This is a genomic window from Thermosynechococcus sp. M98_K2018_005, assembly GCF_015295825.1.
In the GTDB taxonomy this organism is placed as follows: domain Bacteria; phylum Cyanobacteriota; class Cyanobacteriia; order Thermosynechococcales; family Thermosynechococcaceae; genus Thermosynechococcus.
Genome location: NZ_DVEH01000039.1, coordinates 41,793 through 54,445 on the forward strand (window position 1 = coordinate 41,793; position 12,653 = coordinate 54,445).

At 52.6% G+C, this 12,653-nt stretch carries 11 protein-coding genes and 1 pseudogene; 6 read left to right on the forward strand and 6 right to left on the reverse strand.

The genetic code is table 11. The features are described 5' to 3' along the window. Window position 1: 1 nt before the first annotated feature. The gene (locus tag IGQ15_RS05150) at window positions 2–985 is read right to left on the reverse strand and encodes an alpha-ketoacid dehydrogenase subunit beta (protein ID WP_297049299.1); all 984 of its coding nucleotides are present in this window, start codon (window positions 983–985) and stop codon (window positions 2–4) included. Between the two features lie 142 nt (window positions 986–1,127). Between IGQ15_RS05150 and bioD the strand changes: the two genes are divergently transcribed. From bioD to IGQ15_RS05170, 4 genes are all read left to right on the forward strand, one after another. Beyond that, window positions 1,128–1,823 (forward strand): dethiobiotin synthase, encoded by a 696-nt coding sequence (gene bioD, locus IGQ15_RS05155; protein ID WP_363315794.1) that lies wholly within the window; start codon window positions 1,128–1,130, stop codon window positions 1,821–1,823. A gap of 96 nt (window positions 1,824–1,919) precedes the next feature. Then, window positions 1,920–2,480, forward strand: coding sequence for a glutathione S-transferase family protein (locus tag IGQ15_RS05160; RefSeq protein WP_297049279.1), 561 nt, complete (start codon window positions 1,920–1,922; stop codon window positions 2,478–2,480). Then, window positions 2,477–2,935, forward strand: coding sequence for a DUF3531 family protein (locus IGQ15_RS05165; RefSeq protein WP_297049281.1), 459 nt, complete (start codon window positions 2,477–2,479; stop codon window positions 2,933–2,935). The genes IGQ15_RS05160 and IGQ15_RS05165 overlap by 4 nt, the downstream gene beginning before the upstream one ends. Then, the gene (locus IGQ15_RS05170) at window positions 2,926–4,254 is read left to right on the forward strand and encodes a 16S rRNA (cytosine(967)-C(5))-methyltransferase (RefSeq protein WP_297049283.1); all 1,329 of its coding nucleotides are present in this window, start codon (window positions 2,926–2,928) and stop codon (window positions 4,252–4,254) included. The genes IGQ15_RS05165 and IGQ15_RS05170 overlap by 10 nt, the downstream gene beginning before the upstream one ends. Here IGQ15_RS05170 and IGQ15_RS05175 read toward each other — a convergent pair. The 3 genes from IGQ15_RS05175 to lysS all read right to left on the reverse strand — a co-directional run bounded on the left by IGQ15_RS05175 (window position 4,226) and on the right by lysS (window position 6,939). Then, entirely contained in the window at window positions 4,226–5,032 is an 807-nt protein-coding gene (locus IGQ15_RS05175; RefSeq protein WP_297049285.1) for a type II CAAX endopeptidase family protein, read from the reverse strand. The genes IGQ15_RS05170 and IGQ15_RS05175 overlap by 29 nt on opposite strands. 28 nt (window positions 5,033–5,060) lie before the next feature. Beyond that, window positions 5,061–5,342 (reverse strand): ATP-dependent Clp protease adapter ClpS, encoded by a 282-nt coding sequence (gene clpS, locus IGQ15_RS05180; protein ID WP_297049288.1) that lies wholly within the window; start codon window positions 5,340–5,342, stop codon window positions 5,061–5,063. Window positions 5,343–5,418: 76 nt separating this feature from the next. Then, window positions 5,419–6,939: a lysine--tRNA ligase gene (gene lysS, locus IGQ15_RS05185; protein WP_297049291.1), complete on the reverse strand. Its 1,521-nt coding sequence runs from the start codon at window positions 6,937–6,939 to the stop codon at window positions 5,419–5,421. 132 nt (window positions 6,940–7,071) lie between these two features. Between lysS and ppk1 the strand changes: the two genes are divergently transcribed. Beyond that, on the forward strand, window positions 7,072–9,270 hold the full coding sequence (gene ppk1, locus IGQ15_RS05190) for a polyphosphate kinase 1 (protein ID WP_297049305.1): 2,199 nt from the start codon (window positions 7,072–7,074) through the stop codon (window positions 9,268–9,270). Here ppk1 and IGQ15_RS05195 read toward each other — a convergent pair. After that, a complete protein-coding gene (locus tag IGQ15_RS05195) occupies window positions 9,267–11,081 on the reverse strand; it encodes an ABC transporter ATP-binding protein (RefSeq protein WP_297049293.1) in 1,815 nt (604 codons plus the stop codon). The genes ppk1 and IGQ15_RS05195 overlap by 4 nt on opposite strands. A gap of 38 nt (window positions 11,082–11,119) precedes the next feature. Next, window positions 11,120–11,893 (reverse strand): 1-(5-phosphoribosyl)-5-[(5-phosphoribosylamino)methylideneamino]imidazole-4-carboxamide isomerase, encoded by a 774-nt coding sequence (gene hisA, locus IGQ15_RS05200; protein WP_297049294.1) that lies wholly within the window; start codon window positions 11,891–11,893, stop codon window positions 11,120–11,122. A 203-nt stretch (window positions 11,894–12,096) separates the two neighbouring features. Between hisA and IGQ15_RS05205 the strand changes: the two are divergent. Further along, window positions 12,097–12,653: pseudogene (locus tag IGQ15_RS05205) on the forward strand (hypothetical protein); the annotation flags it as partial.

Genomic DNA, 12,653 nt, shown 5'->3' on the forward strand with positions numbered 1-12,653 from the left:
GTTAAACCTGTCCCTGCACCAGCTTCTGCACGGCCGCTACAATTTGGGGCGGTTGCACAATTGTGAGATTCTCTAGAGTGCCGTTGTAGGGGGTGGGAATATCTTGGGAGGAAAGGCGGATCACAGGGGCATCCAGCTCATCAAAGTAGCGTTCCATGATCGAGGCTGAGAGTTCGGCACCAATGCCCCCCGTCTTCATACACTCTTCGACAATCAGCACGCGATGGGTTTTGCGAATCGAGGCACCAATTGTCTCAAAGTCCAAGGGCTTCAGGGAAATTAGGTCAATCACTTCGGGGTCGTAGCCCTCTTTTTCAAGGGTTTTCACCGCTTGCAGCACATGGTGACGCATCCGCGAGTAGGTCAAAATGGTAACATCTTCGCCACTGCGGACTATCTCAGCTTTATTGAGGGGTAGCAGGTATTCCTCTTCGGGGAGGTCTTCCTTGAGGTTGTACAGGAGCACATGCTCAAAGAACAGCACTGGGTTGGGATCGCGAATCGCTGATTTGAGCAAGCCCTTGGCGTTGTAGGGGGTTGAGCAGGCAACAATTTTTAATCCGGGGACTGCTTGAAAGTACGCTTCAAGACGTTGGGAGTGCTCTGCCCCCAATTGCCGTCCAACACCGCCGGGACCGCGAATCACAATCGGGATTTTGAAGTTGCCGCCAGAAGTGTAGCGCAGCATGCCAGCATTATTGGCGATTTGATTGAAGGCCAAGAGCAAAAAACCCATGTTCATACCCTCGACAATGGGACGCAAGCCGGTCATTGCTGCCCCGATCGCCATGCCGGTAAAGCTATTTTCAGCAATGGGGGTATCCAACAGGCGCAGTTCACCATACTTTTTGTAGAGGTCTTTGGTGACTTTGTAGGAGCCGCCATAATGTCCCACGTCTTCCCCCAGTACAAATACTGTGGGGTCACGCTCCATTTCTTCATCAATGGCAGCACGAAGGGCATTAAACATTAAGGTCTCGGCCATGGTTGCGCGGCATACACTCAATTAAGGACTATTTCCTAGGGTAGTTGAAACTGCACCCCTTGCGATCAAAGTGATGGTTGAACCCCTCAAGAAATGAAATCGGTATAATAATTGAGCATTTTCGCGTTGGGGGGGAGTCACTATTTCTCAGCATTGCCAGTCGCTACTGATTACGGGTGTGGATACCGGTGTGGGCAAAACGATGATCACGCGGGCACTGTGGTCTTACGCCCATCGCTATCGTCCCCAAGAACGCTGGGGCATTCTCAAACCGATGCAGAGCGGTACTGCAGTCGAAATCGGAGATGGTGACTACTACTGCCAAACCCTGGCCCTACAACAAACCGCCAGTGAAGTGTGTCCCCTCAGTTTTGCAGCGCCCCTTGCGCCTCCCATTGCCGCCGAGTTGGAACAGCGCACGATTGATTTAGCCCCTGTGTGGCAGACTTACCAACAGCTTCAGAAGCGGTTTGATTACCTTTTAGTTGAAGGGATCGGCGGTCTAGGGTCGCCCATTACTTGGGAGTGGACAGTGGCGGACTTGGCAGCCGCTTGGAAGTTGCCTATTGTCTTAGTGGCAACGGTGCGCTTGGGGGCGATCGCCCAAATTGTGGCCAATATTGCCCTTGCGCGGCAATACAAGCTGGACATTCGCGGTCTGATTCTCAACTGTGTCACCCCCTGTAGCGACACGGCTATTGCGCAGTGGACACCGCCAGAATTTCTCAGCCGTTTTACCCGAGTACCCGTGCTGGGGGTACTGCCCTGTGGTCAACACTCCAATGAACAGTTGGCGGAAATGGTGGCTGAATGGCCGCTGGATCTGCTTTGGCGTTGAGGACGGTGAGGCAGGAAATCATTTTGCGGCCGATCAAAGCGCATAATTTATAGAGTGACTTAGATTGAATTGACACATAGATCACTGAACTGACCTATGCTAAAGCTCTACGGCGGCGCCAAATCCCGCGCCATTATTGTTCGCTGGTATTTAGAAGAATTGGGAATTCCCTATGAATTTGTGCTGATGGATCTACAAGCCGGGGAGCAACATCAGCCCGACTTTCTCAAACTCAACCCCATGGGTAAAGTGCCCGTGATCGTGGATGGCGATGTCGTGCTCTGGGAATCCGGGGCTATTTTGCTCTATCTCGCCCAAGTCCACGGTGAATTGCCCAAGGATGCGGCTGCCGCTGCCCAAGTTTATCAGTGGGTGCTGTTTGCCAATTCCACCTTGACACAGGCGATGTTTCCGCCTGAAACGCGCGATCGCCAGCTTCCGCGACTCCTCAAAGGCATTGGGACCGCCCTCATGGGGCAATCCTACATTCTCGGCAATGACTTTTCCGTTGCCGATGTTGCCCTCGGATCAGTGCTCGCCTATCTGCAGATGCTCTTTCAGGTGGATTTGAGTCCCTATCCTGAGGTGGCCGACTACGTGACTCGCTTGCAACAACGGCCTGCATTCCCGAAGGAGTTACTGGGGGGTGGGGCATGAATGTCATCTTTCGCGAAGTGGATCCCTTTGATTTATGGATTTGGGTGGAATTTGCTGCACCGCCTTCGTCCGTCGAGCAGCAGTACCTTGAGGAAGTCTTTAACTCGTGGTTTTTCCTAGGGAAGCTGGGGGGATTCAACGCTGAGAATCTCCAAGTCCAAGAAACGGGGTTAGACCTCAGTCACCTCGAGTACGATCGCGCCCAAGCCGACAGTTCGATGATGGCCGTGATGCACAATATGGGCGAGTTTGAATACAATGATCGCTGGGCACGCTGCTGGTTTGACTTGGGCACCAGTGATGCTTTGGCCTTGGATGTCCTGATCAATGCCCTCAATCAGTTTAGTGAGGACTATGTGCCCCTAGAAACGCTCGTGATTGGCGGTGACAACCCCGAGTGGCCGATCGCCACTAGTGAACAGCGGGAAATGATTGAACAATCGGCGTGGCACTAAGTGCGCGGCGTCTTGCCCTCGATGCCCTAGAACGGGTGACCAAGGGAGCCTATGCCGATGTGGCGCTCCATCAGGTGTTGCAACAGCAGTCTCTCAAGGAAGGCGATCGCGCCCTGATCACTGAACTGGTCTATGGGACTATCCGCCAACAGCGCACCTTAGATACCCTGATTCAGGGGTTTTGTCAGCAACTGCCGCCTTTGAAGATACAGTTAGTGCTGCGCCTTGGCCTCTACCAACTGCGCTATCTGGATCGCGTTCCCCCCCATGCCGCCGTCCACAGCAGCGTTGAACTGGTCAAAGAGATTGGCTTAGGCGGCTTTGCCAAACTGGTGAATGGGGTCTTGCGCCGTTACACCCGCTCCACCACCGATCCCCTCGAGGCTTTCATTGCTCACCTGCCCTTGGTCTCTCAACTGGGGTGTCGCTATAGCTTTCCCGATGAACTGGTTGGCGCTTGGCTGGAGCGTTTAGGAGAGCAGGAGTGTGTTGCCCTCTGTCAGTGGTTTAATCACCCGCCCCGCCTCGATCTGCGCCTCAATCCCCTGCGAACAACGGCTGATCAACTGATTGCGGATTTTGAGACAGCAGGCTATCGATTGCAACCAATTCCCTACTTACCCCAAGGACTGGTTCTCCCCCACTGCGGCCAAGCCATGCCGGTACTCCCCGGCTATGCTGCAGGTCACTGGTCGGTTCAGGATCGGGCGGCGCAATGGGTCAGTCATCTGCTGGATCCGCAGCCCGGTGAAGTGGTGATTGATGCCTGTGCAGCGCCGGGGGGTAAAACCACTCATATTGCTGAGTTGATGGCCGATCACGGCCGCGTCATTGCCTGCGATCGCACCCCCAGTCGCCTGCGGAAGTTGGCGCAAAATCGCGATCGCCTCGGCCTGAAGAGCATTGAAATTCACACCCTTGATAGTTCCACGGCAGGGGATTTTGCAGCGATGGGCGATCGCGTTCTTTTAGATGTGCCCTGCTCCGGTACAGGTACCCTGCATCGCCATGCTGATAGCCGCTGGCAACCCCTAAGAACACGCTTAGCTGAACTGGTGCCCCTGCAAGCTCAACTCTTAGCCAATGTTTGCCAGTGGGTGAAACCCCAAGGTCTGCTTGTCTATGCCACCTGTAGTCTAGAGCCCGCCGAAAATGAAGCCCAGATTCAGCACTTTCTGGCTCACCATCCCCAGTGGCACATTGAACCGCCCCCTGCAGCCTTTCCCTTAAAAGCAGCTCCCGCAGGCTGGATCACCGTGTGGCCGCAACGGGACGATATGGATGGCTTTTTTATGGTGCGGTTGCGACGCGATAGCTAAGCCCTAAAGCCACCAGAATTAAAATACCTACCCCCATCAGGCCAGCGATCGGATTACCATTGATGCCCGTGAGCCACTCTGGCGCTATTCCCGTATAGCTGACTAACTTGCCCACATTGACACCAAAGTAGGCCCAGACCAAGCCGCCATGAAGTCCCATGGGAAAGCCCAAACGGCCACCAAAGACCCATTTACTCAAACCAAGAATCCAGCCCAACAGTGCCAAGCCGAAAAACTGCGGCCATGTGGCCAAAATCACCTCCAGGGGATGCAGATAGTGTAACGCTGCAAAGATCAGGCCATTGAGCACCAAGGCAAACCACGGTTGGTACTCTAGCTCTAGCTCCTGCAACAGCCAGCCACGAAACAACAATTCCTCAGCAAAGCCCACGGTCACACCGGTGAGGACGCCCTCCAACAGCAGCAGCCCAAAGCCTTCCGGTAGCCCCTGCCAGCTCACCCAGCCCAAGAATCCTTCGATGAGAAATAGCAGTGCAACCAAAAACACACCCCCCAGCCACCCCAGCAGGGCATCCCGACCAAAGTTCCAACCGCCCTTAAGGCCATAAAACCCTAGGGGCGATCGCTGTTGGTGTACCCGCCGTCCCCAGACTCGCAGCAAGAGAATAAAGATGAGATACAACAGCCCCATATTGACAAAGCTGGCCGCACCGCCCTCTCCCCAGAGAACATAGATACTCAGGCCGATGGGCAGCCACAGCAACACCAGCGTTAGGGCAAAACTAAAGATGCGAATCCAGAAGGGGCGGCGGATCATTTGCCGCCAAAATTGAGAGAAAAGTGGCTTATTCAGCGGGTTCAATGGTACTCGTCAGCCCTGCCATTTTCAGGCCTTCACAATAAAATTCAGCGTGCTCAAGGGCACAGGTAATGACCAAGGCCACCCCCGTCATGTGCGCTTCCATCATGATATCCACGGCTTGGGGTTGGGTGAGGCTCGGCACTGTCTTCAGCAATACCTCCACCACATACTCCATCGAATTCACATTGTCATTGTGCAGGAGCACACGATAGCGGGGCGCCAACTTGCGAACGGTTGCTGGTTTCTCAATGGTTTGCACTGACATTGTTGGCCATGCCTCCATTCAGTGGACATTCAGTATCAGGAATTCAGCAAATATGCTTAAGATTTTAGCAAACGGATCAAACTTGACCACCCGCTGATTCAGGACGTAACAGCGGGAAAGCAATTACATCGCGAATACTGGGCGAATCCGTTAGCAGCATTACCAAGCGGTCAATGCCAATCCCTAAGCCTCCTGTGGGTGGCATTCCATGCTCTAAAGCTGTGAGGAAATCTTCATCAACACTGTGGGCTTCTAAATCTCCAGCCGCTTTGCGCCGTGCCTGTTCCTCCAAGCGTTGCCGTTGATCCAAGGGATCCGTCAACTCCGAAAAACTATTGGCGTGTTCGCGACCAACGATAAATAATTCAAATCGCTCCACCAGTCCCGGTTGACTGCGGTGGGGCTTGGCCAAGGGCGAAATCTCCACAGGATAGTCAAGAACAAATGTGGGTTGAATCAATGTGGGTTCAACGGTTTGCTCAAAGACTTCGTTGAGCACTCGGCCAATCGTGTCACAGGTGTCTAAGTCTTTTACCCCTACTTTTTGGGCTGCTGTTTTTGCCGCTGCCAGATCGCTCAATTGCCGAAAATCAATCCCAGTGGCTTCCAACACCCCATCGTGCATCGTCACCCGTCGCCATGGGGGTGTCAGATCAATTGTTTCCCCCTGATAAGTCATCTTGAGCGTGCCCAACACCTCCATCGCTGCTGTGGTGATAATCGCCTCCGTCAGCGTCATCATATCGTTGTAGTCGGCGTAGGCCTGATAGATCTCAATGGATGTAAATTCAGGGTTGTGCTTGGTTGAGATGCCCTCATTGCGAAAGATGCGCCCCAGTTCATAGACCTTCTCAAAACCACCGACGATGAGGCGCTTCAGATGCAGTTCTGTGGCAATGCGCAAATAAAGCTGCATCTCCAGTGTGTTGTGGTAGGTAATGAAAGGACGCGCCTCAGCCCCCCCGGCTTCCGCCTGTAACACCGGCGTTTCAATTTCAATAAAGCCTTGCTCATTGAGGTAGCGGCGAATGGCTGCAGTGATCAGTGCCCGCTTACGGAACGTATCGCGCACGTGGGGATTGACGATGAGATCCACATAGCGCTGACGATAGCGTTTTTCCACATCCGTCAGGCCGTGCCACTTGTCCGGCAGGGGCAGCAATGACTTCGTGAGCATGGTGTAGGATTCCACAACAACCGAGAGTTCACCCTTTTCCGTGCGCTTGAGGGTGCCCACAGCGCCAAGGATATCGCCGACATCCGTAAGGTGCTTCAAATCGGCAAAGGCGGCTTCCCCCATGCCTTGGCTAATGGTTTGCTTATCGAGGTAAAGCTGAATTGTGCCGCTGTCATCCTGAAGTGTAAAAAAGGCCAGCTTACCAAAGACGCGCCGCGCCATAATCCGACCAGCGACACTGACGCGATCGCCCACCGCTTCGCCAGCAGCCAAGTGAGCATATTTTTCTTGCAGAACTGCCGCAGTATGGGTGCGCTCCCAACGATAGGCATAAGGGTTCATTCCCTGTGCTTGCAATGTTTTTGCTTTCTCAATCCGTGTTGCCCGAATTTCGGCTCCCGTTGCCCCCACGTCGGCCATATTGGTAGAAACTCTCCACAATTAGCAAACCTTAACCTTCTCATTGTACGCTCTGGAATCGGTACCAACGCTGCAAAAGGGGAATCGAGTACAGTGGAAGCTAGTGTGACCAATGAACAAGAACAAACGGCTATGCCCCCTGCGAAGTCCCCTCGCCGTAAAGCTCCCGAACCCATTGATCTGCATGATCCCCAGTACTACTTCAACCGCTCTTTAAGCTGGCTGGAATTTAATAAGCGGGTACTCCACGAAGCCTATGACCCCCGCACACCGCTACTAGAGCGGCTCAAATTTATGGCCATTTTCAGTTCCAACTTAGATGAATTTTTCATGGTGCGGGTGGCCGGTCTAAAGCAGCAAGTGGAAAGTGGCGTTGTTCAAGGGGGAGCCGATGGCATGCCCCCAGCGGAGCAATTACAAGCAGTGCGGCAGTATCTGCTACCAATCGTTACTGAGCAGCACCGCTATTTCGACCAAGAACTGCGTGCCCTCTTGGCCAAGGAAGCTATTTTCCTCACCTGCTTCAATGAGTTGACCCCCGAGCAGCAGGCCTATCTCAACGACTACTTCCAAGCCCAAGTTTTTCCGGTGCTCACCCCCTTAGCAGTCGATCCGGCGCACCCCTTTCCCTATATCTCTAGCCTCAGCCTCAACCTTGCGGTTCTGATCCGTGATCCCGAATCTGGTCAAGAGCGACTGGCACGGGTGAAAGTACCGAATCGGTTTCCGCGCTTTGTTGCCCTGCCCCAACATTTGCACTCGCCCCAAGGTGCCCATTGGCTGGGCGTTCCCCTTGAAGAAATTATTGCCCACAACCTCAGTGCCCTCTTTCCGGGGATGGAGATTCAGGCCTACTTTACCTTTCGCATTACCCGTAGTGCTGACCTCGAACTGGAAACGGATAAGGCGGATGATTTACTGATTGCCATTGAGCAGGAAATTCGTAAACGGCGCTTTGGCTCTGTGGTGCGTCTAGAGGTGCAGCGGGGTATTCCACCGCTTCTGAGGCAAACCCTGATGGAAGAGATGGATCTCGAGGAGATTGATGTCTATGAACTCGATGGCCTGTTGTGCTTGAATGATTTGTTTACCTTTATGGGATTACCCTTGCCCCAGTTCAAGGATCCGGAGTGGCAACCCCAAGTTCCCCCCAGTTTCCAGCGGGTAGAGGAACGGGAATCAATGTTTGACACCAGCAGCGAAATTACCACCCTCGGCACTGACTATTGGGAAGCCATGGCCAACGAACTCTTTAGTCTTATTCGCGAGAGGGATATTATCGTTCACCATCCCTACCATTCCTTTGCGGCAACGGTACAGCGCTTTATTACCTTGGCGGCCCATGATCCACAGGTACTGGCGATTAAGATGACCCTCTATCGCACCTCCGGTGACTCGCCGATTGTCAGTGCCCTGATTAAAGCCGCAGAGAATGGCAAACAGGTGGCGGTCTTGGTGGAACTGAAGGCACGATTTGATGAGGAGAACAATATCCTCTGGGCACGGAAGCTGGAAAAAGTGGGCGTTCACGTGGTCTATGGCGTACCGGGTCTAAAGACCCACACGAAAACGGTTTTGGTTGTGCGCCAAGAGGCGGGGCAAATTCGCCGTTATTTCCACATTGGCACGGGCAATTACAATCCCAAAACTGCTGGCCTCTATGAAGACTTGGGGCTGTTTTCCTGCTGTGAGGAATTGGGCGCAGATCTCTCGGAACTCTTTAATGTGCTCACGGGCTATTCCCGCCAACGGGATTATCGCAAGCTTCTTGTTGCGCCAACAACAATGCGCGATCGCACGCTGCAGTTGATTTACCGCGAGATTGAACACGCCCGCAACGGTCAACCGGGGCGGATTATTGCCAAGATGAATGCGATTACAGATACACAAGTGATTCGTGCCCTCTATGAGGCTTCCCAAGCAGGGGTGGAAATCGATCTGATTATTCGCGGCATGTGCTGTCTGCGGCCGGGGGTGCCAGGAGTGAGCGATCGCATTCGGGTGATTAGTATTATTGGCCGCTTTTTGGAGCACTCACGGATTTTCTACTTTGGCAACAATGGCGAGCCAGAGTACTACATTGGCAGTGCCGACTGGCGATCGCGCAACTTAGACCGCCGTGTTGAAGCCATTACCCCCATTCAGGATCCAACCCTTCAACTGGAACTCAAAGAGCTGCTTGAAATTATGTTGGCAGACAATCGCCAAGCGTGGGAGCTGCAACCCGATGGGACTTACCGGCAACGACAGCCAGCCTCCGGCGAACCCGAACGTGGTACCCACAGTGTCTTAATGGCACGCACCCTCAAGGAACTAGAGGCGAGCCGCTAGTTAGCGCCTGCATACCCTTGCGCCATGGCGCGAAAGTCTGGACTCGTTTGCAGGAGTTCCTGGTAGCTCCCAACAGCCGCCACTTGGCCATTGGCCATGAGGTACAGGCGATCGCAGGCCATAACGGTGCTGAGGCGGTGGGCAATCATAATAATCGTTTTCTCCCCACTCAAGGCTTGAATCGCATCCATGACTCCCGCTTCCGTTTGATTGTCGAGAGCGGCTGTCGCTTCATCCATGATCAGCACGGAGGGGTTGTGATAAAGGGCACGAGCAATCCCCACCCGCTGCCGCTGTCCGCCTGAAAGGCGCACCCCCCGTTCACCCACAACCGTATCTAGTCCCTCAGGGAGGGTACGGACAAAGGTGGATAACTGAGCCGCTTCTACCGCAGCCCACACAGCCGTTTCATCAATTGCCTCATCCGGTAAGCCAAAGGCAATGTTGCGCCGCAGCGTATCATCAGAAAGATAAATGGTTTGTGGAATATAGCCAATCTGCCGTTGCCACTGGGGCAGGTTCTGATAAATACTCTCACCATCCACGCGAATATCTCCTTGAGAGGGTTCGAGAAGTCCCAAAATTAGATCGACAATTGTGGTTTTTCCTGCCCCTGACGCCCCCACAAAGCCAACCATTTCCCCCTTTTTGATGGTGAGAGAAACCCCACAGAGGGCTAGCCGAGGCGCATTGGGATAGGTGTAGTGAAGATCAATCAGTTCGAGGCGATCGCGAAAAGGCTTGATGGTCACAGGTTCTGCCTGGTGAATTTCTAGCGATCGTGCCTCTAAAAGGTCATCGTAAATAATATCTAAAGAAGCAGAGTAAAAAATGACACTATTTAAACTCACCATCAATCGGGTCGCCGAGGGTAAAAGTCGAAACGCAGCGGCCGCAAACAAAGAAATGAGAGGTAACACCTGAGCCACTGACCCCTGCTGAACCAGTATCAGAATGATAATCAGAATAATGATTATGACCGCAAGGGTTTCAAAATAGGAGCGGGGCAGTTGGTTAATAAAAATCAAGAAGTAATGAGCCTTGCGATCCTCAATCAGATTTTCTTCATAGACATCAAGAAAAACTTGTTCTCGGCCGAGGATTTTGACTTCTTTAATACCACCAAGTCCTTGATTGATGCTTTGGACAACCTTCTGAGCGTAGTGAACCCGTTTAGCACCAATTTCCTTGAGCTTTCTGCGAAAGAACCTAAAGAAAAAATAGGATAGAATCGCTAGAACTGCAATAACAACTAAGGAAATAAATGGATTGCTCAAGATAATCACGGTAAAAATAGCAAAAACAATCAGTGATTCTGAAATGATAATCAATAAAGGCAGTACGTAGCCAGTAAAAATATTAATGGTTTCACTGCTGGCATTTTGAACGAGCTTGGCTGTGTTATTTTGCAGGTGAAAGGTATAGGGCTTAAAGAGATAGCTGCGTAGGAGCATCATTGAAAATTTAAGCTCCTTTTCGTTGAGAAATCTAGACTGAAGATAGTTGCTCCCCACAATAAATAAATTCTTGCCAATAAAGAGGATAGCGAAGCTAATGCTGAGAATGAGCAGCCATTGGTACTCTTCTTGTGGCGTTAAGGGGACTGCACTGTGGCGCCAAAACAGAAGATCATTGAGGCGACTGGGCTTTTCGATAATCGCAATAAAAGGGAGTACCAAGCCCACCCCCAGGGCCTCTAAAATAGTGCCAATGAGCATTAAGATACCCATCCCTACCAGCTGCCAGCGATCGCCCCGATCCAGTAGCCGCCAAATTTTGCCAAGGGAGCGTAGTGCAGGGTGCTTTAACATTCCGTTTTAGAGGTAACAACGCCTTAATCTTAGGCTACTTATGCCCAAGTCGTGCTTCCCAAATCTGGCGGAATATCTTGCCAGCGACCTTGACCGACCGCCCGAACCGCTTCCCGCAAATCCACTGCTTTGGTATAGAGTGCCTTACCGACGATCGCCCCCGATAAACCATATGGGCTTAGGGCAAAGAGACTGAGAATATCCGTGAGGGAACCCACGCCACCCGATGCAATGACCGGACGATCGGTTGCCGCCAATAACTGTCGTAGTGCGGGGATATTCGGCCCTTGGAGAGTGCCATCCCGCTGAATATCGGTGTAAATAAACCCTGCCACCCCCATTGCTGCCATTTTTTGGGCGAGATCTGTTGCCAAAATTGTTGAGGTTTCTAGCCAACCCCGCGTTGCCACATAGCCATCGCGAGCATCCAGCCCTACCCAAATGCGTCCGGGGTATTCTGCGGCCAACCTGGCCACTAGCTCTGGATTCTCAAGAGCCACAGTACCCAAAATGGCACGATTGACGCCTTGGAGAAAGAGATCAGCCACTGCTTGGCGCGATCGCAAGCCACCCCCCACCTGCACAGGAATTTCAAGGGATGCGACAATTGTGGCAATGAGGTCGTAGTTGCGCAGTTCTCCTGTTTTAGCGGCATCCAAGTCAACGACATGTAAGCGGGGAGCACCCAACCGTTGCCAGTAGAGAGCGACTTTTAGAGGATCATCATGAAAAACCTTGACTTTATCATAGTCCCCTTGCACTAAGCGCACACATTTGCCGTCAAGTAAATCAATGGCGGGGATAACATCCATTGGCGTCAGAAATCCCTATTGAAAAATTAAAAATTTAAGCATAGCTCCCATCTTAGCAGTTAGAACGGGTGATCCAGAGGTACTTGCATTTTTGAAAAGCGGGCACAACATTCAGGCTGCATTTCCTCGAGCGTTGTGAATTTGAGTGTTGCTCACCAGTCAAGGTAAGCTAGCAAACAGAGGATTTGCTTGGGGTAAAGGACATGGCTGTTACTGCCGCCATTATTCTCTTATTGTTGAGTGGCTGGGTAAATGACCATCCGTGGGGATGGCCACTGATTCTTGGTCTAGGATTGGGCTATTGGTACTGGCGGCGGCGATCGCCCGCTGCGCCAAACGTGTCTCCCCCTCAACCTTCCCTGCATCCTCAATTACTGGAAAAGCAACTGGCAGACACTCAGAACCTTTTGCAGGAACTTCCCATGGAGCGCCAAGCCTCCCTACAATCAACCCACAGCCAACTCCAACAGCGATTGGATAGCCCAACGGTTGAGGTGTGTGTCCTCGGGCAATCGGCCTATGCTCTCAATCGGGTGTACGATGCCGTCGCTACCCTACCCCTTGATAGCTGTACGCTTCAGCAGCAAACATTGGCAACAGTACCCCAAGCAGACTTAGTGCTCTTGACCGTAACGGGTGCCCTCACCGCCAGTGAGTTTGAGATGCTGCGGGTGTTGCAAGCAAGCCATTATCACGTTCTTGTGGTGTGGTATCCAGAAATGGGGCAGGGGGGCGATCGCCCGAAGGGCGCGCTTTGCGA

What these genes read in the sequence shown, in the direction of transcription:
- IGQ15_RS05150 (WP_297049299.1), bottom strand. Translation starts at nt 985, where the DNA reads ATGGCCGAGACCTTAATGTTTAATGCCCTTCGTGCTGCCATTGATGAA.
- IGQ15_RS05160 (WP_297049279.1), top strand. Translation starts at nt 1,920, where the DNA reads ATGCTAAAGCTCTACGGCGGCGCCAAATCCCGCGCCATTATTGTTCGC.
- IGQ15_RS05165 (WP_297049281.1), top strand. Translation starts at nt 2,477, where the DNA reads ATGAATGTCATCTTTCGCGAAGTGGATCCCTTTGATTTATGGATTTGG.
- IGQ15_RS05175 (WP_297049285.1), bottom strand. Translation starts at nt 5,032, where the DNA reads ATGATCCGCCGCCCCTTCTGGATTCGCATCTTTAGTTTTGCCCTAACG.
- clpS (WP_297049288.1), bottom strand. Translation starts at nt 5,342, where the DNA reads ATGTCAGTGCAAACCATTGAGAAACCAGCAACCGTTCGCAAGTTGGCG.
- lysS (WP_297049291.1), bottom strand. Translation starts at nt 6,939, where the DNA reads ATGGCCGACGTGGGGGCAACGGGAGCCGAAATTCGGGCAACACGGATT.
- ppk1 (WP_297049305.1), top strand. Translation starts at nt 7,072, where the DNA reads ATGCCCCCTGCGAAGTCCCCTCGCCGTAAAGCTCCCGAACCCATTGAT.
- IGQ15_RS05195 (WP_297049293.1), bottom strand. Translation starts at nt 11,081, where the DNA reads ATGTTAAAGCACCCTGCACTACGCTCCCTTGGCAAAATTTGGCGGCTA.
- hisA (WP_297049294.1), bottom strand. Translation starts at nt 11,893, where the DNA reads ATGGATGTTATCCCCGCCATTGATTTACTTGACGGCAAATGTGTGCGC.